Source organism: Actinoplanes sp. NPDC004185, assembly GCF_053603475.1.
In genome coordinates this window covers 152,895-175,342 of sequence record NZ_JBSGFR010000009.1, presented here as the reverse complement: position 1 = coordinate 175,342, position 22,448 = coordinate 152,895, and the positions used below count along the sequence as shown (strand labels likewise).

The window sequence follows — 22,448 nt, the reverse complement described above, 5'->3', positions numbered from 1 at the left end:
GTCAGCCGAGCTGCTTGCGTACCGCTGCCGCCACCCGGCCGCCCTCGGCCCGGCCGGCCACCGCCGCCTGGGCCGCCTTCATGGCCGGGCCCATCTGGGCCTTGCCGGTGAAGCCGCCGGCCTGCAGCGCCCCGGCGACCAGCTCGGCGATCTCATCGTCGGTGAGCTGCGCGGGCAGGTAGCGGTCCAGGATCTCGCCCTCGGCGTTCTCCTTGGCGGCCTGATCGGTGCGGCCGGCCCCGGCGAAGGCGGTCGCCGCCTCCCGGCGCTTCTTCGCCTCCTTGGTCAGCACGGCGAGCACCTCGTCGTCACTGAGCACCTTGGCCGCGTCCCCGGCGGTCTCGGCGTTGCGCACAGCGGTCAACGCCATCCGCAGCGTCGAGGTGGTCAGCTCGTCCCGGCTCTTCATGGCGGAGTGCAGGTCATCGTTCAGGCGGTCTTTCAGCGTTCCCATGGACGCCCAAACTACTCTGGCCTTCATGCGCCGACCCCTTATTTCCCTCGCCGCCGGCGTCACCGCCGCCGGTGGCGCGGCCCTCGCCTACGCCTCGCTGATCGAACGCAACCTGTTCACCCTGCGCCGCATCGACGTCCCGGCGCTGGAACCGGACGCCGAGCCGATGCGCATCCTGCACATCTCGGACCTGCACATGATGCCGGACCAGCGCCGCAAGCAGGCCTGGGTGGCCGCGCTGATCGGCACGGACCCGGACCTGGTGGTGGTCACCGGGGACAACATGGCCTCCCCGGAGGCGATCCCCGGCGTCCTGCGCGCCCTGGACCCCCTGCTGCACCTGCCCGGCGCCTTCGTCTTCGGCTCGAACGACTACCGCGGCCCGCTGTGGAAGAACCCGCTGCAATACCTGCTGCCGGAACGCGAATACGTGCAGGGCGTGGAACTGCCGGCAGAAGACCTGCGAGCGGCGTTCACCGACGCGGGCTGGACCGACCTGAACAACGCCCGAACCGTGATCAAAGCCGGCGGCCGCTCCGTGGAACTGGTCGGCGTCGACGACCCCCACGTGGACCGCGACGACTACCCGTCCGTGTCGGGCCCGGCCTCCACCGGCGCCGACCTGCACATCGGCGTGACCCACACCCCGGCCTCCCGCGTCCTGGACCCGATGGCCGCGGACGGCTTCGGCCTGCTGCTGGCCGGCCACACCCACGGCGGCCAGGTCTGCGTCCCCGGCTACGGTGCCCTGACCACAAACTGCGACCTCCCGACGGCAATGGCCAAGGGCCTGCACCGCTGGCCGGGCTCAGACGCCTGGCTGCACGTATCGGCCGGCCTGGGCACCCACCCGACAGCGCCGATCCGCTTCGCCTGCCGCCCGGAAGCCACGATCCTGACGCTGATCCCGCGCTGACCTGCGGTTTCAGCAACCGGGGATACCGATTTCGCGACGGCCGAAGCGTCGGCTAGTATTGCTGAGCACGCTCGGGGTGTGGCGCAGCTTGGTAGCGCGCTTCGTTCGGGACGAAGAGGCCGTCGGTTCAAATCCGGCCACCCCGACCAGAGTTAGTGCAGGTCAGGCCCGGTCGCCGGAAACGGTGAACGGGCCTGCTGCCTTTCCGGCGGCGGTCTATGCCCGCTCCGGGTTCAGGCGCAGTGCGCAGCGCGGCCTCGTCGGGCATATCGGCGTGTAGCTGATGGTCGCGGCCTCGTTGAACGCCAGGGTCAGGGTGGTGAGCGGTTTGTCACGCAGCATCGGCTCCTGGCTTCAGCTCTCTTCGATCTCCAGCACCTGGTTCGCGTGCCGCAGAGTCAGCACGTGCTCCGAGGCCGCCCATCCCGTCCCCGCCCTGCTCGTTGCCGCCGCGGCCCAGCGGCAGGCCAGCGGCAGGCCGGTCAGGAGCAGCTGGGCCATGTGCCGGCGGTGTACAGACGGCACCGCCCACAGCCGCATGAAGAGGAAACTCGCCACCGTTCTGGCCGGCTTGGTCTCGATGCGGCGCGGGACGTCGCTGAACCAGAAGACGTCCAGAAGGAGGTGCCGCTCCACCGTCGCCGGCGGGTCCGCGGTCCCTCCGACGAAGTTCAGCGATCCGACCACCACCGCGGCATCTCGCAGGCAGCGCTCGACGAAATCACGCCCGACCGGATAGGACAGGCCGGACCGCAGCCGATCCCGCGAATAGTCCTCCCACGGCGGCTCGTCGGTCACCTGACGAGGCTATCCATCATCTCGTCCTGGACGACGCCGAAGACCTTTCAGGTGTCGTAGATGCCGCGACTCCGCCCTCCAGCAGATAAGGACCCTGCACCGGCGCGGATTCATCGGGCAATGTCAAGAAGCCCTGTCCAAGTGAGCGCGGATCGGGCCAGGGCCAGAAGCACGCATGTAGCCCCGGAAAGGCCGCCGAGCAGCAGCCATAACGCCACCGGGTGGGTACGCCGGACCAGCGCCGCAGTCAGAGCGACCACCAGCGTGGCCGGGATGATGACCAGCTCGGCCTGGCTGACGCTGGCGTAAGGGATCCCCGCCGCATCGGAGCTCTCAGTCCAGGTGAACCAGACGGTGTGCGGCCACCACAGGTATCCGAGCACGACCAGATTCGGCGCGGCACCGAGAAGGATCATCAGCCACCGGGCTGGAAGCCCTGCTGACGGCTTCGGCTCCTCGGTCACCAGGCCAAGTTAGCGGCGTCGCCGGCCCGCCGAGGCAACTCACCACGAAAGTCAGAGCCGGTCCCTCGAAGGAGACCGGCCCTGACCGCAGAGCTCACCGACAAGCGAGATCCCCAACCGGAAGCTTGCCCACCGTCAAGTACGCCTCAAGCGCCCCGATCGCACAACCATTCGGCTTCGGGTGGACCAGCACCCCGTGCCCGCCCGCATTCACCGTCACCAGCACCGAGTCCGACCCCATCGCCCGCCGCATTCCCTGTGCCGTCCGCAGCGGCGTGGACGGGTCCCGCTCGTTCTGCAGGATCAGCACGTTCCGCTTCCCCGTCTCCTTCACCACCGGCTCCGGCCCGGCCGGCCGCACGGCCCACGCCGAGCAAGGCGCGACATTGGCCGGAGCTCCACCCATCAACGGATGCGCAGCCCGGTCAGCCGCCACATTCCGCGCGTACGCCCGGACATTCCGCGGCCAGGCCTTGTCCCCGCAGCTGTAGGCCCACCCGGCCGAGAACAGATTGTCCTGCGGCACATTCGGCAGCGTCCCGTGCGCGACCAGCCCATTGGCCAACTCCGCGAGGAACGCGCGATCGTCGTCAGTGGCCCGCCCCGCCGCCACATTCCCAGCCGCCCGCCACAGCTGCGCCATCGGCGCCTCAGCACCCATCATGCTCGCGTCGCTGTACGACAGCTGCCATGTGAACATCCGGACGAAGTTCCCGTTGATCGGCGCTTTCGTCTCCGCCAGCTTGACCGGCCGGCGGTCGAGCGCGGCCGTCAACGCCAGGTAGTTCTTCCGGACCGCCCGCGCGGTGTTCCCCAGGTGCACGGTCCCGGCGTTGGCGACTCCGAACGCGGCCAGGTCAGGCCACCGGTCCTCCATCGCCCCGCTGAAGGCCCGGAAGTCGGCGTAGCCACGCTCGTTCGGGTCCACCGAGCTGTCGATGACCATCCGGTCGATCGTCTGCGGGAACAGCGCCCGGTAGGTCGAGCCGACGTACGTGCCCCAGGAGATGCCGTAGTAGGAGACTGTGCGCTCGCCGAGGGCCTGGCGGATCCGGTCCATGTCGCGGGCGACGTTCGCCGTGGTGAGGTGTTTCAGCATCGGGCCCGAGTGGGCGGCGCACTGCGCGGCCATGCGCTTGGCGTAGGCCACGTTCGCGCCGATCGAGCCGTCGGCGGACGGGAAGGACAGGATGCCGTACTGCAGGTCGCGGACCAGTTCGTCGGCGCCGCGGCCGCAGCTGATCGGCGTGCTGTAGCCGATGCCCCGGGGGTCGAAGGCCACGAGGTCGTAGCTGTCGCGGACCTCGGCCGGCAGCAGCCCGCCGAGCGCGGTGGGCACGTCGAGGCTGGCGCTGGGGCCGCCGCCGTTGGTCATGAGGACGCCTTTGCGTTTGGCCGGGTCGGCCGCCGGGATCCGGGAGATCTCGATCCCGATGGTGCGGCCCTGCGGGTGCCGGTAGTCGAGCGGCACCCGCAGCGTCGCGCATTGCTGGGGAGCCGGCGCACCGGTCGGGCAGGAGCCCCACTTGACCTCGGATCCGGTCGGGCGGGCGGTGGGCGTCGCGGCTCCGGCCGGCGCGAACGAGGTGACCGCGACTGCTGCCGCGGCGGCGACCAGCGCCAGGCGCCGGAGGGACGAGGTGTGTGAACTCATGTCCGAAACCCTAGGAAAGACGGGTACGGGCATCGATCCATCTGGCTACCCGCCGCAGGTACAGCCAGCTGGAAGGCGTCACATTCCGCCGGGCCGGCTCGTCCTTCTCCTAACCAGTCCAGGAGGGACGTTCATGTTCGCTGCTTACGTCACGGTCACCGTCATCGGCGCTGTCTTCACCGGCACCGCCGCCGTCTTCTATCTGATCGGCCACGACTTCCCCAAGGCTCAGGCCGACATGAAGCGGGTGCCGCGGTCGTGGCTGCCCTGGCTGGGCTCGTGCCTGGCGGCCGGTTCGCTCGGGCTGCTCGCCGGGTTCGCCGTACCGCTGCTGGGCACCCTCGCCGCCGCCGGTCTCATCCTCTATTTCGTCGGTGCGTTCATCGCGCATCTGCGGGTGGGCTCCCGTCAGCTCGTGGGCCCGGCCGTCTTCCTCACCACCTCGGTGGCGGCCTTCGTGCTGAGCCTCAGTCAGCACTCGTGAGCTGCCAGACGTTGGCCCGCCCGTTGCGGTTCGCGCAGGCCAGATAGGCGGCCACGGCCAGGCACCGTTCCAGGGACATGCCGTCGAGGCGCCCGATCGTGCGTACCTCGTCGCCGGGGCCGAGCTGCTGGATCCAGGTGCGCCCGGGCTCAGCCGTGTCCACGCGCAGCAGCAGGGCACCCACCTGCTCGCTGTGGCCCAGCATCGACCGCATCCGTCCGGTCGCCGGATCGAGCAGGGCCCGGCGTGCGGTGTGCCGGGCATCGGTGACCATCAGCCGCGCCGGGCCCGGTATCCGCAGTGCCGCGGAGTCCGCGCCCAGCCGCCAGTCCGGGCTGGACCAGCGGGCTTCGCCGGTCCCGGCGTCCAGCACCGTCATGCCGGCGGCCGTCGACACGCACAGGTACGCACCACAACCCGTCGGCCAGCCGAACGGGATCGCCTTGCGCCACAGTTGCCGCAGGTCGGTGAGCCGGTACGCGGTCACGGACCCGGCGCCGCCCTCCCGGCGGGCCAGATACAGGCGGTCGCCGGACGTCACGAAACGCGTGGTGTCGCCGTCCCCGGCGAACCGGCCCAGGTTCAGCTCGACACCGAGGTCCGCCGTGGCGCGCACCGTGCCGTCAGCCAGGCTCAGCACGGCGGCGCGGCCCTGCCGGTCCACTGTGACGATGCGGCCGGCGTCGCCGACGTCGAGGTAACCGGCGGCGTCCAGGCGCCGGGACCACAGCGGCTTCCCGGTCCGCAGGGCGGCCCGCTCCAGGACGATGTGCTCGACAGCGGCGCCGGCCGAGCTCATCAGGACGCTGTCGTCGGTCACCGTGAGCACCGTGGTGGCACCCGAGATCCGGCGCCACAGGAGGGTGCCCGTGTCGCTGTCCAGGAACGAGGTCTGGGCGTTCTCCGGGGAGATCACTGTCAGGACGTCGGCGCCGGCCAGTTCGAGATCGCCCACGGACTGGGGTAGGCGGGTGGTCCACTGCACCGACTTGTCGGCCAGCGAGTATCGGCGTACCAGGCCCTGCCGGCCGACGAAGCTCGACGTGAACAGAGCCGAGGGCGCGAGCGTGAAGGCTCCGGCCAGGTCGTCGGTGACCAGGACCGAGCGCACGCGCGGTGGCTCGGCCGGCACGGACCCGGCCAGCGCGAGCGTGGCCAGCACGACCAGACCCACGACCGCCGGCCGCCTGCGGGTGGTGCCGGGAGGCGGTGGTGTCTCCGGTACGGCGGAAGCGTCGCCGAGATCGATCACCACCAGTCGAGCATCGCACCACGGCAGAATCCTGGCCATGACCGACGAACAGATCTGTGAGGTTGTGGTCACCGCGGCCGACGGCGAGTGGCTGGCCGGTTTCACCCGGCGCCTCGTCGAGGACCGGCTCGCCGCCTGCGGACACCAGACGACGGCGATCCGGTCCATCTACCGCTGGGAGGGTGCGGTGCACGACGATCCGGAGGCCCGCGTCGCCTTGCACACGCGGGCCTCACTGGTGGAGCGGATCGTCGCCCGGGCCGACGCCGAGCATGCTTACGACGTACCGTGCGTGCTCGCCCTGCCGGTGACCGGCGGTAATCCCGCCTACCTGGAGTGGGTGCTGGCTATGACAGATCAGCCCGGGTGAGCAGCGCCCGCAGCTTGATGCCCTCCTGGGCCAGCGACTCGGCGCCGCCCTCCTGGCGGTCGATCACGCACAGCGCGTGATCGACGTGGGCGCCGAGCTTGCGCAGCTCGCCCGTGGAGATCACCACCTGGCCGCCGGAGGTGACGACGTCCTCGACCACCAGCACCCGGCGGCCGGCCACCTCGGCGCCCTCGGCGAGGCGGGCGGTGCCGTACTTCTTGGCCTCTTTGCGGACGAACGCGCAGGGCAGTTTCGCGTGCCGGCCGAGGGCCGTCACCACCGCGATGCCGCCCATCTCGAGCCCGGCCAGCACCTCGGTGCCCTCCGGGATCAGCACCGCCATCTGCTCGGCGAGCCGGTCCAGCAGCACCGGGTCGGCCTCGAACTGGTACTTGTCGAAGTATTCCGTGGCGGTGCGGCCGGAGCGGAGCACGAACTCGCCGGTCAGCCGGCTCACGTCGCGGACCTGCCGCGCAAGGTCAGAGTCAGTCACCGGAACAGCCTGTCAGGCGGTCCGCCGACGGCGCCGCCGGGGGCCTGGCGCCACCCACCAAACAAAAGTCACCCGTACGCGTAGTTGATCTGCGGGCGCGCATTAATGGTGTCCTGTTTCGGCTATTTTGCGGGCTATAGGCCGTCAATTTCGCTGAAAGGCTTGTCGTGACACCCTTCGCGCTGCTCTTCCTCTTAGCCCTCGCCGGTTCGTCCTGTTTCGCCATCGGTCGTGCCCTCGGTCGCGGCGAACGCTACGAAAAGGGCTACCGCGAGGGCTTCCGGGACGGCGAGACCGGCTCGCTGGCCCGGGCCGCGCGGCTGATCCAGATCAACGAGCGCCGGTCGATCGCGCCCGCGCTCGAATCGATGCTCGTGCCCAGCACCGTGCCCCAGCAGCTGCCCGCCCGGTCGGTCAGCCCGGCCGTCGTCGGGGTCCCGGCCCGGCCGCAGCTCGCGCTCTGAGCAGGACAAAAGGCAGCGGGGGTACGGCCGCAGCGACCGTACCCCCGTGCACCCGGCGAACAAAGATCAGCAGGACAGGTTGCCGCCCGGGCTCACGCCGAGAATGCTCGTGAACCGGTTGTAGGCGTCGATCCGGCTCTGCACCTGGGCGGGATTGCCGCCGTTGCACTCCAGCGAGCCGTTGATGCTGCGGATCGTCTCACCGAAACCGCGGCTGTTGACCATGGCGTCGTGCGGCGTCATCGAGCCCGGCCCGCGCTGGGTCATCCAGTACCAGACGGCGGTCTGGTAGGCGACCGACGCCTCGTTCTTGACCCGGTCGGGGTTGTTCAGCAGGTCGATGCCGAGCGCGTCGCCGGCCGCCTTGTAGTTGAAGTTCCAGCTCAGCTGGATCGGGCCGCGACCGTGGTACGCGTTCTGCCCGGCCGGGCAGCCGTACGACTGGGACCGGTCGCAGTAGAGCGGCCAGTTCGCCTGGTTGATCTCCTCGACGTAGACCAGGCCGCCGGACTCGTGGTTGACGTTGGCCAGGAAGGCCGCGGCCTCCTGCTTCTTCACCGTGTCACTACCGGTCTTGGTGAACGCGGGGTACTTCTTGACCGCGTCGATCAGTCCCGCGTACGAGTAGAACGGGATCCGGTTCGGGAACATCTGGTTGAACTGCGCCTCGCTGACCGGGAAGCCACCCGAGCCGACGGGCGGCGGGGTGGTCGTGTTGCCGCCACCGTTGCAGGCGTACGGCTCCCAGTACCAGGTGCTGATGACCGGGTCGTAACCCGGGTTCTCGTTCTTGGCCCGGTAGTAGCCACCGTTGGTGTACTTCACGATCGAGCCGGCCGCGTAGAACTGGCCCGCGACCCAGTTCGGGTAGTTACAGGTGCCGCCGTTGGCGGGCGGGGGCGTGGTACCGCCGCCGCAGGCGCCGTTGTCGGCCCAGACACCCGAGCCGCCGGTGCTCGGCGCCTCGCCCTGGGTCCACCACTTGGCGGTCCAGTTACGGCCGTTGTACGAAGCCCGCTGGGTTCCGGTGTAGACCGTCGAACTGTTGTAGGCGGCGACGCAGGCCTCGGCCGCGTTCGATGCCGTCATGGGCAGCACAGCCGCGGCGGCGCCGGCCAGGGCGACGCTGAGCGTGACCACGATCGATAGGAGCCGTTTTTTGGACATGGCTCACCTTCCGTGCGTCGGGGGACGCGCACTGGCGCGAGAAAAGCGGGGAGTTACATCGACTCAACTAGATGCAGCGGTATTTGTAAAGAAACTTCAAGGATTAATTCGGGCGGCAACCAGGGAGCTACTACGGGACACCGGGGACGGCACCGCGGGCGGCACATCCTGATCCCCGACGCCGCCGTGTGAAAGGTGCACCGATGACCCTGCTCAGCCGTCTCGTACCCGACGTCACCCTGTCGGAGGAGGCATTCGCCGCCCGGCACCGCGTGCTCCGGCTGCTGCTGTGGACGCATGTGCCGGTGATCCTGACGCTCGGCTTCTTCAGCGGCGAGCTCAGCCCGGGTCACCACGCCACTCTGCTGCTCGGCGTACTCGGCGCGGTGCTGGTCTGCGGCGTTCTCTCCGGCACGGCGGCGACCCAGCGGGGCCGGGCCATCGCCACGAGCGTCGGCTTCCTGCTGGCCACCGACGCCCTCGTGCACGCCGGCGGCGGCATGATCGACCTGCACTTCCACTTCTTCGTGGTGATCGCGCTCATCGGCCTCTACCAGGAGTGGATCGCCTTCGCCCTGGCCGTGTTCCTGGTCGCGGCCCACCACTTCGGCATCGGCCTGATCGCCCCGGAGCTGGTCTTCGCCCACACCGACCACAGCACCAACGGCGTGCTGGGCCGCGCCCTGCTGCACACCTTCTTCGTGCTGGCGATGGCGGCCGCCCAGGTCACGTACTGGCACTTCGACGCCGCGGCCCGCCGCGAGAACGAGCGCCGGCAGGCCACGCAGGCCGAGGAGAACGCGAGCCGCCTCCGCGCCGCCGCTGACGAGGCCACCCACCGCGAGGAGGCGGCCCGCGCCGAGGCCACGTCCCAGCTGGACCGGGCCGAGCAGATGGCCGTCCGCCTGGAGGAAGTCCTGCAGCACACCAGCCAGACCGGCGCCCGCCTGCGCACCGACGCCGACGAGGCCCTGAGCGGCTTCGAGGCGGCGCTGTCCGACGTGGCCCGCACCGTCGAGCACGCCAGCGACCAGGTCGGCACCACCCTGTCGGACGCCGACGTGGCCCTGAAGTCCCTCGAGGAGCTGCGCACCTCCGTGGCCGACATCGCGACCATCGCCGGCCTGATCCAGGCGGTCGCCGACCAGACCAACCTCCTCGCCCTGAACGCGACGATCGAAGCCGCCCGCGCCGGCGAGGTCGGCAAGGGCTTCGCGGTCGTGGCCAGCGAGGTCAAGCAACTCGCAGGCCAGACCGCGGAAGCCACGGCCCGAATCGAATCCACGGTCCACGAGGTCACCACCGGCGCAGCCGCAGTCGGCGCGGCGGTATCGGGCATGACCAGCCGGCTCAGCTCGGTGGCCGACGCCCAGCGGCTGGCGTCGTCGGTCATGGGCGAGCAGGTCACGCTGGCCGGCCAGACCCGCGGCCTGGTCATCGACGCGGCAGACGAGGTGGCCCGCTCGGCCTCGGCCGTCAGCATCCGCTGACCCGCCCGAAAAGCAACTACTGCAGGACGAACCGGCCGCCTCGACCGAGGTGGCCGGTCAGCCCTTGGCGATCTCGGCGGCCAGCAGCTCCGCGATCTGCACCGTGTTCAGCGCCGCGCCCTTGCGCATGTTGTCGCCCGTGATGAAGAGATCCAGCGCCCGGGGGTCGTCCATTGCGCGGCGGATGCGGCCGACCCAGGACGGGTCCGTGCCGACCGCGTCGATCGGCATCGGGTATTCGCCCGCTTCCGGGTCGTCGACCAGGATCACGCCCGGGGCGTTGCGCAGCACCTGGCGGGCGCCCTCCGCGTCCAGTTCCGAGCCGAAGACCGCGTGGACCGCGATCGAGTGGCCGGTCACCACCGGGACCCGGACGCAGGTCGCGGAGACCTTCAGGGCCGGCAGGTTGAGGATCTTGCGGCTTTCGTTGCGGAGCTTGAGCTCCTCCGACGACCAGCCGTCCGTGGCCAGGTCGCCCGACCACGGGACCACGTTCAGGGCCATCGGCGCGGTGAACGGGCCGAGGTCGTCGCCGACCGCCTGGCGGACGTTGCCCGGGCGCGAGCCCAGCGTCCGGTCGCCGGCCACCTTCATCAGCTGGTCGTGCAGGGTGTCCACGCCGACCTGACCGGCTCCGGAGACCGCCTGGTAGCTGGCCAGCACCAGCTCGCGCAGGCCGTACTCGCGGTGCAGCGGGGCGATCGCCATGATCATGGCCATCGTGGTGCAGTTGGCGTTGGCGACGATGCCGCGCGGGCGGCGCCGCAGCTCCTCCTGGTTGACCTCGGGCACGACCAGCGGGACGTCGGCCTCCATCCGGAACGCCGACGAGTTGTCGACGACCGTGACGCCGCGCTCCACCGCGATGGGGGCCCAGCGGATCGACACGTCGTCGGGCACGTCGAACATCGCCACGTCGACGCCGTCGAAGACCTCGGGGGTCAGCTCCTGGACGACCAGCTGCTCACCGCGGCAGGACAGCTCCTGGCCGGCCGAGCGGGCGGACGCGACCAGCCGGATCTCGCCCCAGACGTTGCGGCGGGAGGTCAGCAGCTCACGCATGACCGTGCCGACGGAGCCGGTGGCTCCGACGACAGCCAGCGTGGGCTGCTGCTGCGGCATCCGCCGGCTACCGGCCGGTCCCGGCGTAGACCACAGCGGTCTCGTTGCCACCGAGCTCGAACGTGTCGTGCACCGCGCGTACCGCCGTGTCGAGGTCGCTGTCGCGGCAGACGACCGAGACCCGGATCTCCGAGGTCGAGATCATCTCGATGTTGACCCCGGCCTCACCGATGCAGGCGAAGAACGACGCGGCGACGCCCGGGTGCGAACGCATGCCGGCGCCGATCAGCGACACCTTGCCCACGTGGTCGTCGAAGAGCAGCGACTTGAAGCGGGTCTGCTCCTTGATCTTGTCCAGGGCGGCCATCGCGGTGGGGCCGTCGGCCTTGGGCAGCGTGAAGGAGATGTCGGTGCGTCCGGTGCCCTCGGTCGACACGTTCTGCACGATCATGTCGATGTTGATCTCGGCCTGGGCGACAGTCTCGAAGATGCGGCCGGCGGCGCCGGGCTCGTCGGGCACGCCGACGATCGTGATCTTCGCCTCGCTGCGGTCGTGGGCGACCCCGGTGATCAGCGCTTGTTCCACTCCCGCGTCCTCCATCGATCCGGTGACCAGCGTGCCCTGCTTGTTCGAGTACGAAGAGCGTACGTGGATCGGCACCTTGAACCGCCGTGCGTACTCGACACATCTCAACATCAGCACCTTTGCCCCACCCGCGGCGAGCTCGAGCATCTCCTCGTAGGTGATCTGCTTGATGTGCCGGGCGTTCGGGACGATCCGCGGGTCGGCGGTGAAGACCCCGTCGACATCGGTGTAGATCTCGCACACGTCGGCGTGCAGTGCGGCGGCCAGCGCGACAGCGGTCGTGTCGGAGCCGCCGCGGCCCAGGGTGGTGATGTCCTTGGTGTCCTGCGAGACGCCCTGGAAGCCGGCCACGATCGCGATCGCGCCCTCGTCCAGCGCGGTGCGCAGCCGACCCGGGGTCACGTCGATGATCCGGGCCTTGCCGTGCACCGAGGTGGTCAGCACGCCGGCCTGCGAGCCGGTGTAGGACCGGGCCTCGTACCCCAGGTTGTGGATGGCCATCGCCAGCAGCGCCATCGAGATGCGCTCGCCCGCGGTGAGCAGCATGTCCAGCTCACGGCCGGGTGGCAGCGGGCTGACCTGGTTGGCCAGGTCGAGCAGGTTGTCGGTGGTGTCGCCCATCGCGGACACCACGACCACCACGTCGTCGCCGGCCTTGCGGGCGGCCACGATGCGCTCCGCCACGCGCTTGATGCGCTCGGCATCAGCGACGGACGAACCGCCGTACTTCTGCACCACGAGGGCCACGGCAGCCGGCTCCTTTCCACCCCACACGTGCCGACGCCGCCTGGCCAGGAGATCAGCGGCCCGGCGGCGCCAGTCGGTCAATCGCCACCCAGACTAGCGGCGGGCCGGCTGATCGCTGACACGCGATCCCAGATTCCGGCCGCTGCGACGTACGACACGCCGGGAAAGGGTTCCGGTGCCCGCAACGACCGGTCCGGGCGACGAGAGGCGAGAATGTCTCGATGCGCTCCCGCCCCGCCACGCGTGTGTTGCCCGCGCTGGCCACCGCCCTGCTCACCCTCGGCGTCTCCGCCTGCGGTGACTCGGCGCCCGCGCCGGAGCCCACTCCGTCCCCGTCGGCGTCCGTGCCGGCCCCGGACCAGGACGCCCGGGTCGCGCTGGCCGCGCGGGCCGCGCTGGCCGAGGACCACCGCTTCTCCGCGATGTACACCCTGCAGACGCCGGGCTTCGCCCCGCGCTCGGTGCTGGCGACGGTCGCGGTCGACGGATCGTGGCGGGTGGACATCCCGTCCGGCGCCCTCGGGGGTACGGCTGACGTGTCGATCGCCCAGCTCCCGGCCGGGTTGTTCCAGTGCGCCATCCCGTCGGCGACCAACCCGGTCAGCCCGTCCTGCGTACGGGTGGCCGACGCCGGCAAGAAGGTCCCCGGCGAGTACGATCCCAAGATCCAGCGGGTCTTCCGGCAGTGGCTGCCGGTCTTCACCGATCGCCAGTCGGCCCTGTCGGTGACCGCCGCCCAGCCACTTCAGGGCTCCAGCGGGCGGTGCTTCTCCATCGACACGATCTCCGCCTCGCTGTCCGCGCCGGTCGACGTCGGCATCTACTGCTACGCCGACGACGGCCTGCTCACCGCGGCCCGGGTCAAGTTCGGCACGCTCACCATCGCGGGCGCGCCGGCCGCGGCCCCGCCGACGATCGACCTGCCCGGCCCCGTGACCGGCGGCGAGCCGATGGGTCAGGACGCCCCGCCGCCTCCGCCGGTGACCGAGCAGCCGGTGGTGCCGTCACAGCCGGTACCGTCCGCGTGAAGCTGTCCGCCTGACCTCCTGCTTCCCACGATCCGGGCGTAGGGTTGGGCAGGTTCAAATTGATCACGTAGGGTGACGTTCGACATGTGGCAGGCGCTTCTCCTTCGCTGCCGCGACGAGGCCCCATCCCAGGCCGGCACCTCGTCGCGGAGTTGACGCGCGCCGGTCGTTCCTCGGAACTGACCACTTTTCAGGAGCCCTCACCATGTCTTCCTCCACGGATGTAACCGGCGACCCCATCGCGCGTCAGCGCCCCAGCCGGATGCCGTACCAGCGTTACCAGCCCTACCAGCAGCAGTTCGATGTCGAATTGCCGGACCGGCAGTGGCCCGCCCGCCGCATCGAGGCCGCGCCCCGCTGGTGCGCGGTCGACCTGCGCGACGGCAACCAGGCTCTGATCGACCCGATGTCCCCCGAGCGCAAGCGGCGCATGTTCAACCTGCTGGTCGGGATGGGGTACAAGGAGATCGAGGTCGGCTTCCCAGCGGCCAGCCAGACCGACTTCGACTTCGTCCGCCAGCTCATCGAGCAGGACCTGATCCCGGACGACGTCACGATCCAGGTGCTGGTGCAGTGCCGCGAGCACCTGATCGACCGCACCTTCGAGTCGATCCGCGGCGCCAAGCGGGCCATCGTGCACTTCTACAACTCGACCTCGACGCTGCAGCGCCGGGTCGTCTTCGGCCTGGACAAGGCCGGGATCACCGACATCGCGACGACCGGGGCGCGGCTCTGCCAGAAGTACGCGGAGATCCACACCCCGGACACCGAGATCTTCTACGAGTACTCCCCCGAGTCCTACACCGGCACCGAGCTGGAGTACGCGCTGGAGATCTGCTCGGCGGTCATCGACGTCATCGACCCGACGCCGGACCGCCCGCTGATCATCAACCTGCCGGCCACCGTCGAGATGGCCACCCCCAACGTGTACGCCGACTCGATCGAGTGGATGCACCGGCACCTGCCGCGGCGCGAGAGCATCGTCCTCAGCCTGCACCCGCACAACGACCGCGGCACCGCCGTCGCCGCCGCCGAGCTGGGCGTGCTGGCCGGCGCCGACCGCGTCGAGGGCTGCCTGTTCGGCAACGGCGAGCGCACCGGCAACGTGGACCTGGTGACGCTGGGGCTGAACATCTTCTCCCAGGGCATCGACCCGATGATCGACTTCTCGGACATCGACGAGGTCAAGCGCGCGGTGGAGTACTGCAACCAGCTGCCCGTGCACGAACGGCATCCGTACGTCGGTGACCTGGTCTACACCGCGTTCTCCGGCTCGCACCAGGACGCGATCAAGAAGGGCCTGACCGCGCTGCAGGAGGACGCGAGCGAGGCCGGCGTGGAGGTGGACGCCTTCGCCTGGGGCGTGCCGTACCTGCCGATCGACCCGAAGGACGTGGGCCGCAGCTACGAGGCGGTCATCCGGGTCAACTCGCAGTCCGGCAAGGGCGGGGTGGCGTACATCATGAAGGAGGAGCACAAGCTCGACCTGCCGCGCCGGCTGCAGATCGAGTTCTCCGGCGTGGTGCAGCACTTCACCGACACCGACGGCGGCGAGGTCGGCCCGCAGCAGATGTGGGACATCTTCGCGGGCGAGTACCTGGTCGACCACCAGCAGTTCGGCCTCATCGAGCTGGAGCGCTACAGCACGGCCACGGTGGACGGCAAGGTCGAGATCGACGCCGAGGTCCGGCACCGCAACACCCGGCGCCCGGTCGTCGGGGTCGGCAACGGCCCGATCGACGCGTACGTGCAGGCGCTGGAGCCGCTGGCCATCCAGGTACGGGTCCTCGACTACGCCGAGCACGCCCTGTCCTCCGGTCACGACGCCCAGGCCGCCGCGTACGTGGAGTGCGAGGTCAACGGCCGCACCGTGTGGGGCGTGGGACTGGACGCCAACATCGTCACCGCCTCGATCAAGGCCGTGACGAGCGCGGTCAACCGCGTCCGCTGAGCATTTGTTCCGCGCGCCGTCCGGGTTCACCCGGGCGGCGCGCGGGACGTATCCGGCACGGATGACGACTTGCGCCAACCGGGCGTAGGGCGCATACGCTTACTTCGTGCCCCCTCGTATCACTCCTTTGTGGACCTTGCGTGTCGCTGCCGCCCTGTTGACCGTGACCGTCGCCGCCGGTTGCCAGCTACCCGCCGAGAACGGCTCGGGCTCCGGCTCGGACCCGACCGGCGGCGCCACCACGACCGATCCCACCGAGGCCCGCAAGAAGCTCGACGCCCTCAAGGTCGTCACGAAGACCGGCTCGATGCGCGGCTACAGCCGGGCCAAGTTCCCGCACTGGAACAGCACCGGCAGCAACTGCGACGTCCGCGACACCGTCCTCAAGCGCGACGGCACCAAGGTCAAGGTCTCCGGGTGCAACGTGGTCGCGGGCACCTGGATCAGCGTCTACGACGGCGACAAGATCACCGACCCGGCCAAGGTGGACATCGACCACGTGGTGCCGCTGGCCAACGCCTGGCGCTCGGGCGCGGCCGCCTGGACCACGGACCAGCGCGAGGAGTTCGCCAACGATCTCGACGATCCCCAGCTGGTGGCGGTTTCGGCCGCGTCGAACAGGTCAAAGGGTGACCAGGACCCGTCGACCTGGAAACCCGAGCAGACCGGCTCGTGGTGCCAATACGCTCAGGACTGGATCGTGGTGAAGAGCCGGTGGAAGCTCACGGTCACCACCAAGGAGAAGGTCGAGCTGAAGAAAATGCTGGAGAAGTGCCGATGACCAAGCACAAGCCCGCCCCCGAGTCCGCCGCGCCCGCCGAGGCCGCCGCTCCGGCCGCGGCCCAGCCCACCGCCACCACGCCGGCGGCTGCGGCCACGTCCGCGACGGAGGCCGCTCCCGCCGAGCAGGCCGCCGTCTCTGAGGGTGCCGCCGCCGAGCCGGCCCCGGCAGCTGGGACTGCGGCCACCGAGGCCGCTGCCCCCGCAGCTGCCACCACCTCCGAAGCCGCCCCTGCCCCGGCGGCTGCCACCACCTCCGAGGCCCCTGCCACCGCGGCGACGAGCCGGACCACCGACATCGTCGCCGGTCAGGGCGGCGTCATGACCGACGAGGCCGGTGTCATCACGGGCGACGTGACCCTCCTGACGGAGCTCTCCGGCAACGAGGTGACCATCCGCGCGCAGTACAAGGACGCCGACGAGTGGTATGCCGTGACCGGGGCGAAGACCACCCTCAAGGACCCGGCCGACCTCGACGCCGTCCATGCGATCGCGGTCGGACTGCTGAACCGGCCCGAGGGCTGATCAACTGCACGGAACCTTTACAGATCGACAAACCCGAATGTAGCGTCGGGTCGTGGCCAGACCTGTCGTGACCCGCATGCTCATCGTCGCAGCTCTCGGGCTGCCCACTGCCGCGCTGCCCACTGCCGCGCCGCCCATTGCCGCCTCGGCCGCCCCGGCGGCAGGCGCGGTCCCGGCACTGAGCAGTGTCATCCCCGCGCCCGTCGAGGTGCGGCCCGTGGCCGGCGCGGATTTCCGGCTCGGGCCGCTCACCGTGATCCGCACGCAGCCCGGTTCGGCCGCGGCCCGGGCCGTCGGTGATCAGCTCGCCCGTGCTCTGCGCCCGGCGACCGGCTACCCGTTGCCCGTCCTGCCGGCCGCCCCGCGCGTGCTGCCGACCATCTCGCTGCTGCTCGGCGCCGATGACGCGCAGCTCGGGGACGAGGGCTACCGGCTCAGCGTCGACCGCCGGAGCGTCACCATCCGAGCCAACAAGGCGGCCGGGCTCTTCGCCGGGACGCAGACGCTGCGCCAGTTGCTGCCTAGGGAGATCGAGTCCCGGACCGTCGTGCGCCGGGCGTGGAGCGTGGCCGGCGGCAGCATCGTGGACCACCCGCGGTTCGCGTACCGGGGGGCGATGCTCGATGTGGCGCGGCACTTCCACACCCCGGACGAGATCAAGGCGTACGTCGACGAGATCAGCCGCTTCAAGATCAATTATCTGCACCTGCACCTCGCGGACGACCAGGGCTGGCGCATCCAGATCGACAGCTGGCCGCGGCTGACCACGGTCGGCGGCGGCCCCGGCACCGGCGTCGACGGCACCGGTCCCGGTTACCTGACCAAGGCCGGCTACCGGGACCTGGTCCGGTACGCGGCCGCCCGGCACGTGACGATCGTGCCCGAGATCGACATGCCCGGGCACGTCAACGCCGCCCAGGTCGCCTATCCCGAGCTGACCTGCGACGGCGTGGCTCCGCCGCCGCGTACGGACACCGCGGTCGGCTACAGCTCGCTGTGCATCGGCTCCGAGACGACGTACCGGTTCGTGGAGGACGTCATCCGTGAGCTCGCCGCGCTGACGCCAGGGCCGTACCTGCACATCGGCGGCGACGAGGCCCACGCCACCACCGACGCCGACTACCTGACCTTCCAGCAGCGCGTGCTTCCGCTCGTCACCAAGTACGGCAAGATCGCGTACGGCTGGAACGAGATCACCAAGTCGCCGGCCTCCGCGAACGCCGTGGCCCAGTTCTGGGACACCGCGACCACCAACCCGACCGTCGTGGCCGCCGCCGCCCGGGGCACCAAGGTGGTCATGTCCCCGGCGAACAAGGCCTACATCGACCAGAAGTACGACGCGAACACGCCGCTGGGCCTGTCCTGGGCCGGCTTCATCGAAGTCCGCACCGCGTACGACTGGGACCCGGCGAACCATCTCACCGGCCTGCCCGCCACCGCGGTCCTCGGCGTGGAAGCGCCGCTCTGGTCGGAGACGCTGCGCGACCTGGACGACATCGAGTTCATGGCGTTCCCCCGCCTGCCGGCGATCGCCGAACTCGGCTGGTCACCGCAGAGCACCCACGACTGGGCGTCGTTCCGCGAGCGGCTCGCCGCGTACGGCCCTCGATGGACCGCACGCGGCGTCGACTTCTATCCCTCGCCGCAGATCGACTGGAGTTAGGGCGCGGGCAGGTCCGTCCGGGTCTGGATCAGCTCGGCGCCGACGTCGGGCGCGGTGTCCGACTCCGGGCGGACGATCTCCGCGCGTACCTCGTGCATCTTGAGCTGTCCGCTGAGGATCTCCTCGGCGTAGTGGCAGGCCACCCGCTGGCCGGAGTCGTCGAACACCCGCAGCTCCGGGCGTTCGCTGGCGCAGCGGGTCGGCTGCGCCCACGGGCAGCGGGTGTGGAACCGGCAGCCGCTGGGCGGGTTGGCCGGCGACGGCAGGTCGCCGGCCAGCAGGATCCGCTCCCGCCGGTCCTCCACCTGCGGGTCGGGGACCGGCACGGCCGACATCAAAGCCTTGGTGTACGGGTGCAGCGGCCGGTCGTACAGCTGGTCGCCGTCCGCCTCCTCGACCAGTGAGCCCAGATACATCACGCCGATGGTGTCGGAGATGTGCCGGACCACGGCCAGGTCGTGGGCGATCACCAGGTAGGTCAGCCCCAGCGAGTCCTGCAGGTCGCCGAGCAGGTTGACCACCTGCGCCTGGATCGACACGTCCAGCGCGGACACCGGCTCGTCGGCCACGATCAGCTCGGGGCCGAGCACCAGGGCCCGGGCGATGCCGATCCGCTGCCGCTGCCCGCCGGAGAACTCGTGCGGGTACTTGTTCAGCGCCGAGGCCGGCAGGCCGACCGAGTCCAGGGTCGACTTCAGCCGCTTCTGCACGTCGGTCTTGTCCTTGTGCAGGCCGTGCGCCTTGAGCCCCTCGACGAGCAGGGACTCCACCGACTGCCGCGGGTCCAGGCTGGACAGCGGGTCCTGGAACACCATCTGGATGCGGCGCCGGAACAGCCGCATCTGCTCGCCCTTGAGCGAGCGCACGTCGGTGCCGTCGAAGGTGATCCCGCCGCTGGTCGGCTCGACCAGCCGGAGCAGGCCGCGGCCCAGCGTCGACTTGCCGCAGCCGGACTCGCCGACCAGGCCGTAGGTCTCACCCCGCTTGACCTTCAGGGAGACACCGTCGACGGCGTAGACATGACCCACCGTACGGTCGAAGAGCAGTCCGCTCTTGATCGGGAAGTGGACCTTGAGGTCGTCGATCTCCACGAGTGCGTCGCTCACACCGGCACCTCCTGCGGTACGGGGTTCGTGCACCGCAGCGCGCCGCCGCGGAAGGTGGGCTCGAGGGGCACCGTCTCGCCGATGCAGGCGTCGATCACCCGGTCGCAGCGTGGTGCGAAGGCACAGCCCTCCGACCAGGGGATGTTGTCGCTGACCGAGCCCCGGATCTGGTGCAGCCGCCCACCGCGGTCGAGATCCAGCCGCGGCACCGACTGCAACAACCCGTGCGTGTACGGGTGCCGTGGCTCCGCGAACAGGTCGTGCCGCTCGGCCCGCTCGACCACCTTGCCGGCGTACAGGACGTTGACCGTGTCACAGAGACCGGCCACCACCCCGAGGTCGTGGGTGATCATCACCAGCGCCGTACCGGAATCCTCCACCAGCTGCTTGAGCAGCGTCAGGATCTGGGCCTGGATGGTCACATCCAGGGCCGTCGTCGGCTCGTCGGCGATCAGCAGGCGCGGCTTGCAGGCCAGCGCGATGGCGATCAGCGCCCGCTGCCGCATACCGCCGGAGAGCTGGTGCGGGAACTCCTTGAGCCGCCGCATCGGGTCCGGGATGCCGACCGCGTCGAGCAGTCCCCGGGCCTCGCGCAGCGCCGCCTGCCGGGTCCGGCCCTGGTGGCGTTCCAGCACCTCGGCCACCTGCAGGCCGAGCGGGAGCACCGGGTTCAGCGAGGACAGCGGGTCCTGGAAGATCATGCCGATGTCCCGGCCGCGGCGGTCCCGCAGCTCCTGCGGGCGCAGCTGGAGCAGGTCGGTGTCCTCGAAGCGGACCTCACCGGTGACCTTGTTGCCGCGGCGCGGCAGCAGACCCATGATCGCCAGGCTGGTCACCGACTTGCCGCAGCCGGACTCGCCGACCAGCCCGACCGTCTGGCCGGGTTCCACGGTGAAGCTGACGCCGTCCACCGCGGTGAAGGGCTTGGCGCCCTTGCGCTGGAAGACGACCGACAGATCACGAACGTCGAGCAATGGCATGACTGATCACCGCCGGTTCTTCGGGTCGAGCGCCTCGCGCATGCTCTCGCCGAGCAAGGTGAAGCCGAGGGCCACAAAAATGATCGCCAGGGCCGGGAGATAGGCCAGCTCGGGGCGGACCTCGAAATACCGTACGCCGTCCACGCCCAGCATCAGGCCCCACTCGGCCCGGTTGATGTCCGGGTCGCCGAGGCCCAGGAACGACAGCGCGGCCGCGTCCAGGATCGCCACCGCGAAGGTCAGCGTGGCCTGCACGATGACCGCGGTGAGCGAGTTCGGCAGCATGTGCCGCAGCACGATGTCGCGCCGCCGCACGCCCAGCGCGCGGGCGGCGAGCACATGGTCGCTCTCCCGTTGCGCCAGCATCGACCCGCGCAGCAGCCGGGCGAAGATCGGCACGTTCACCACCGCCACGGCGATGATCACCGTCCATTGGGTGGACCGGCTGGCCAGGGCGACCAGCGTGATCGCCAGCAGCAGGCTGGGCAGGGCCAGCATGACGTCGGTGAGCCGCATGATCAGCACGTCGACCCAGCCCCCGACGGCGCCGGCGATCGCACCCAGCAGGACACCGAGCGCCAGGCCGATGAACGTGGCCAGGACGCCGACGAACAGCGTCTGCCGGGCGCCGTAGATCATCCGAGACGCGAAGTCGCGGCCCAGCGGGTCACTGCCCAGCGGATGCCCGGCAGTGGCGCCCGGGATCGTGTCGACGGTCAGGTCCTTGGTCAGCTCCGGGAACCGCTGCACGGGGTCGTGCGGGGCCACCAGCGGCGCGAAGATCGCGATGATCAGGAACAGCAGGATGATGATCGCGCCCACCACGGCGGTGGGGTTGCGCAGCAGCCGGCGGCCGGCGTCGCGGATCAGGCTGACCCCACCGGCCTCGGATGTCTTCGCGGTCAGCTCTTCGATCCGGCGGCGCTTGTGGTCGGCGAGCGTCGCCAATCCTCCGGTTCCGCTCACTGCACACGCACCCTCGGGTCGATGACGGCGTACGAGAGGTCGACCAGCAGGTTGACCACGATGAAGACGACTGCGGCGAGCAGGATCAACGCCTGCAGCACGGGGTAGTCGCGGCCGCCGCTGATCGAGTCGGTGATCAGGGTGCCGAGACCGCCCCAGTTGTAGACCTTCTCGGTCAGCACCGCGCCGGCCAGCAGGGCACCGGCCTGCAGGCCGATGGTGGTGACCACCGGCAGCAGCGCGTTGCGCAGCACGTGCCGCTTGCGGATGGTCGTGTTGCGCAGGCCCTTGGCGTCCGCGGTACGGATGTAGTCCTCGTCCAGGACGTCCAGCACGCTGGCCCGGGTGATCCGGATGATGATCGCCAGCGGGATCGTGGCCAGGGTGAGGGCCGGCAGCACCAGGTGCCAGAGGGCGTCGGCGGAGGCGTCGAACTCCCGGGTGAGCAGCCCGTCCAGGACGAAGAAGCCGGTCACGTCCGTGTTGTCCATGCCGGTGGTGATCCGGCCGGACGGCGGGAAGATGTGGATGTTCTGGGTCAGCACGTCCTTGAGCAGGTAACCCAGGAAGAAGATCGGGATCGAGATGCCGATCAGCGTGACGATGATGGTGGCGTTGTCCAGCAACCGCCCGCGGTACCGGGCCGCGATGTAGCCCAGCGGGATGCCCAGCCCGATCGCGATGATGATCGCCGCGATCGCCAGCTCGATGGTCGCCGGGAAGGACCGGCTGATCACGTCCATCACCGGCTCGCCGGTGCGGATGGAGTTCCCGAAATTACCGGTCACCACGTTTTTGACGAAGCGGCCGTACTGCGTCCAGATCGGCTGGTCATAGCCGAGGGCCCGGGTCAGTAACTCGCGGGTCTGCGGGGTCGCGCGTTCGCCCAGCAACGCGTCGACAGGCCCGCCAGGAAGGCTGCGCAGCCAGAAGAAAACCAGGGTGGTCAGGGCAATGAGGGTGACGACCAGCTGGAGCAGGCGGCGCAAGATGACTCTCACCATAAGGAATGACGCATCCTGTCAGAATCGCGCCGGACGGCCCGGAC

Annotated in this window: 24 protein-coding genes and 1 tRNA gene; 11 read left to right on the top strand and 14 right to left on the bottom strand. The window is 70.1% G+C overall.

Features of this window, described 5'->3' with window-relative positions; all coding sequences use genetic code 11:
- Position 1: 1 nt before the first annotated feature.
- On the bottom strand, positions 2-454 hold the full coding sequence (locus ACWEOZ_RS12100; protein WP_360546177.1) for a GatB/YqeY domain-containing protein: 453 nt from the start codon (positions 452-454) through the stop codon (positions 2-4).
- A gap of 25 nt (positions 455-479) precedes the next feature.
- On the opposite strand from ACWEOZ_RS12100, the gene ACWEOZ_RS12095 reads away from it, so the two are divergent.
- Positions 480-1,370 (top strand): metallophosphoesterase, encoded by an 891-nt coding sequence (locus ACWEOZ_RS12095; protein ID WP_451910748.1) that lies wholly within the window; start codon positions 480-482, stop codon positions 1,368-1,370.
- 72 nt (positions 1,371-1,442) lie between these two features.
- A tRNA-Pro gene (locus ACWEOZ_RS12090) sits at positions 1,443-1,519 on the top strand.
- 67 nt (positions 1,520-1,586) lie between these two features.
- On the opposite strand, the gene ACWEOZ_RS12085 is transcribed toward ACWEOZ_RS12090, so the two are convergent.
- From ACWEOZ_RS12085 to ACWEOZ_RS12070, 4 genes are all read right to left on the bottom strand, one after another.
- Positions 1,587-1,712, bottom strand: coding sequence for a hypothetical protein (locus tag ACWEOZ_RS12085; protein ID WP_451910747.1), 126 nt, complete (start codon positions 1,710-1,712; stop codon positions 1,587-1,589).
- 12 nt (positions 1,713-1,724) lie between these two features.
- On the bottom strand, positions 1,725-2,168 hold the full coding sequence (locus tag ACWEOZ_RS12080) for a hypothetical protein (RefSeq protein ID WP_451910746.1): 444 nt from the start codon (positions 2,166-2,168) through the stop codon (positions 1,725-1,727).
- A gap of 110 nt (positions 2,169-2,278) precedes the next feature.
- Positions 2,279-2,632 (bottom strand): hypothetical protein, encoded by a 354-nt coding sequence (locus ACWEOZ_RS12075; RefSeq protein WP_451910745.1) that lies wholly within the window; start codon positions 2,630-2,632, stop codon positions 2,279-2,281.
- Between the two features lie 94 nt (positions 2,633-2,726).
- Entirely contained in the window at positions 2,727-4,286 is a 1,560-nt protein-coding gene (locus ACWEOZ_RS12070; protein WP_451910744.1) for an alpha/beta hydrolase, read from the bottom strand.
- Positions 4,287-4,419: 133 nt separating this feature from the next.
- Here ACWEOZ_RS12070 and ACWEOZ_RS12065 point away from each other — a divergent pair, with 133 nt between their 5' ends.
- Positions 4,420-4,770, top strand: a complete 351-nt coding sequence (locus tag ACWEOZ_RS12065) for a DoxX family protein (protein WP_451910743.1) — start codon at positions 4,420-4,422, stop codon at positions 4,768-4,770.
- Here the strand turns inward: ACWEOZ_RS12065 and ACWEOZ_RS12060 are convergent.
- Positions 4,754-6,025, bottom strand: a complete 1,272-nt coding sequence (locus ACWEOZ_RS12060; protein WP_451910742.1) for an outer membrane protein assembly factor BamB family protein — start codon at positions 6,023-6,025, stop codon at positions 4,754-4,756. The two genes, ACWEOZ_RS12065 and ACWEOZ_RS12060, sit on opposite strands and share 17 nt — an antisense overlap.
- 34 nt (positions 6,026-6,059) lie before the next feature.
- On the opposite strand from ACWEOZ_RS12060, the gene cutA reads away from it, so the two are divergent.
- On the top strand, positions 6,060-6,392 hold the full coding sequence (cutA, locus tag ACWEOZ_RS12055) for a divalent-cation tolerance protein CutA (RefSeq protein ID WP_360546189.1): 333 nt from the start codon (positions 6,060-6,062) through the stop codon (positions 6,390-6,392).
- Here cutA and pyrE read toward each other — a convergent pair.
- Positions 6,370-6,885, bottom strand: coding sequence for an orotate phosphoribosyltransferase (pyrE, locus tag ACWEOZ_RS12050; protein ID WP_360546191.1), 516 nt, complete (start codon positions 6,883-6,885; stop codon positions 6,370-6,372). The genes cutA and pyrE overlap by 23 nt on opposite strands.
- 167 nt (positions 6,886-7,052) lie before the next feature.
- Between pyrE and ACWEOZ_RS12045 the strand changes: the two genes are divergently transcribed.
- Entirely contained in the window at positions 7,053-7,349 is a 297-nt protein-coding gene (locus ACWEOZ_RS12045) for a hypothetical protein (RefSeq protein ID WP_360546193.1), read from the top strand.
- A gap of 66 nt (positions 7,350-7,415) precedes the next feature.
- Here the strand turns inward: ACWEOZ_RS12045 and ACWEOZ_RS12040 are convergent, their stop codons facing one another.
- Positions 7,416-8,516 carry a glycoside hydrolase family 19 protein gene (locus tag ACWEOZ_RS12040; protein WP_451910741.1) on the bottom strand — a complete coding sequence of 367 codons (1,101 nt, stop codon included), beginning with the start codon at positions 8,514-8,516 and terminating at the stop codon, positions 7,416-7,418.
- A 203-nt stretch (positions 8,517-8,719) separates the two neighbouring features.
- On the opposite strand from ACWEOZ_RS12040, the gene ACWEOZ_RS12035 reads away from it, so the two are divergent.
- On the top strand, positions 8,720-10,006 hold the full coding sequence (locus ACWEOZ_RS12035; RefSeq protein WP_451910740.1) for a methyl-accepting chemotaxis protein: 1,287 nt from the start codon (positions 8,720-8,722) through the stop codon (positions 10,004-10,006).
- 57 nt (positions 10,007-10,063) lie between these two features.
- Here the strand turns inward: ACWEOZ_RS12035 and ACWEOZ_RS12030 are convergent, their stop codons facing one another.
- Positions 10,064-11,128, bottom strand: coding sequence for an aspartate-semialdehyde dehydrogenase (locus ACWEOZ_RS12030; RefSeq protein WP_451910739.1), 1,065 nt, complete (start codon positions 11,126-11,128; stop codon positions 10,064-10,066).
- A 7-nt stretch (positions 11,129-11,135) separates the two neighbouring features.
- Positions 11,136-12,401, bottom strand: a complete 1,266-nt coding sequence (locus ACWEOZ_RS12025; RefSeq protein WP_212987807.1) for an aspartate kinase — start codon at positions 12,399-12,401, stop codon at positions 11,136-11,138.
- A gap of 221 nt (positions 12,402-12,622) precedes the next feature.
- On the opposite strand from ACWEOZ_RS12025, the gene ACWEOZ_RS12020 reads away from it, so the two are divergent.
- The 5 genes from ACWEOZ_RS12020 (at position 12,623) to ACWEOZ_RS12000 (ending at position 18,348) form a co-directional block, all read left to right on the top strand.
- Positions 12,623-13,429: a hypothetical protein gene (locus tag ACWEOZ_RS12020; protein WP_451910738.1), complete on the top strand. Its 807-nt coding sequence runs from the start codon at positions 12,623-12,625 to the stop codon at positions 13,427-13,429.
- Positions 13,430-13,634: 205 nt separating this feature from the next.
- Positions 13,635-15,380, top strand: a complete 1,746-nt coding sequence (leuA, locus tag ACWEOZ_RS12015; RefSeq protein ID WP_451910737.1) for a 2-isopropylmalate synthase — start codon at positions 13,635-13,637, stop codon at positions 15,378-15,380.
- 136 nt (positions 15,381-15,516) lie between these two features.
- Positions 15,517-16,161 carry an HNH endonuclease family protein gene (locus ACWEOZ_RS12010; RefSeq protein ID WP_451910736.1) on the top strand — a complete coding sequence of 215 codons (645 nt, stop codon included), beginning with the start codon at positions 15,517-15,519 and terminating at the stop codon, positions 16,159-16,161.
- The gene (locus ACWEOZ_RS12005; RefSeq protein WP_451910735.1) at positions 16,158-16,685 is read left to right on the top strand and encodes a hypothetical protein; all 528 of its coding nucleotides are present in this window, start codon (positions 16,158-16,160) and stop codon (positions 16,683-16,685) included. The genes ACWEOZ_RS12010 and ACWEOZ_RS12005 overlap by 4 nt, the downstream gene beginning before the upstream one ends.
- Before the next feature lie 52 nt (positions 16,686-16,737).
- Positions 16,738-18,348 carry a beta-N-acetylhexosaminidase gene (locus ACWEOZ_RS12000; RefSeq protein ID WP_451910734.1) on the top strand — a complete coding sequence of 537 codons (1,611 nt, stop codon included), beginning with the start codon at positions 16,738-16,740 and terminating at the stop codon, positions 18,346-18,348.
- On the opposite strand, the gene ACWEOZ_RS11995 is transcribed toward ACWEOZ_RS12000, so the two are convergent.
- Genes ACWEOZ_RS11995 through ACWEOZ_RS11980 form a run of 4 tightly spaced genes read right to left on the bottom strand, consistent with a single transcriptional unit; the run spans position 18,345 to position 22,404 of the window.
- Positions 18,345-19,454 (bottom strand): ABC transporter ATP-binding protein, encoded by a 1,110-nt coding sequence (locus ACWEOZ_RS11995; RefSeq protein ID WP_451910733.1) that lies wholly within the window; start codon positions 19,452-19,454, stop codon positions 18,345-18,347. The genes ACWEOZ_RS12000 and ACWEOZ_RS11995 overlap by 4 nt on opposite strands.
- Positions 19,451-20,434, bottom strand: a complete 984-nt coding sequence (locus ACWEOZ_RS11990; RefSeq protein WP_451910732.1) for an ABC transporter ATP-binding protein — start codon at positions 20,432-20,434, stop codon at positions 19,451-19,453. The genes ACWEOZ_RS11995 and ACWEOZ_RS11990 overlap by 4 nt, the downstream gene beginning before the upstream one ends.
- A 6-nt stretch (positions 20,435-20,440) precedes the next feature.
- On the bottom strand, positions 20,441-21,382 hold the full coding sequence (locus ACWEOZ_RS11985; RefSeq protein WP_451910771.1) for an ABC transporter permease: 942 nt from the start codon (positions 21,380-21,382) through the stop codon (positions 20,441-20,443).
- Positions 21,383-21,396: 14 nt separating this feature from the next.
- A complete protein-coding gene (locus ACWEOZ_RS11980; RefSeq protein ID WP_451910731.1) occupies positions 21,397-22,404 on the bottom strand; it encodes an ABC transporter permease in 1,008 nt (335 codons plus the stop codon).
- Between the last annotated feature and the right edge of the window lie 44 nt (positions 22,405-22,448).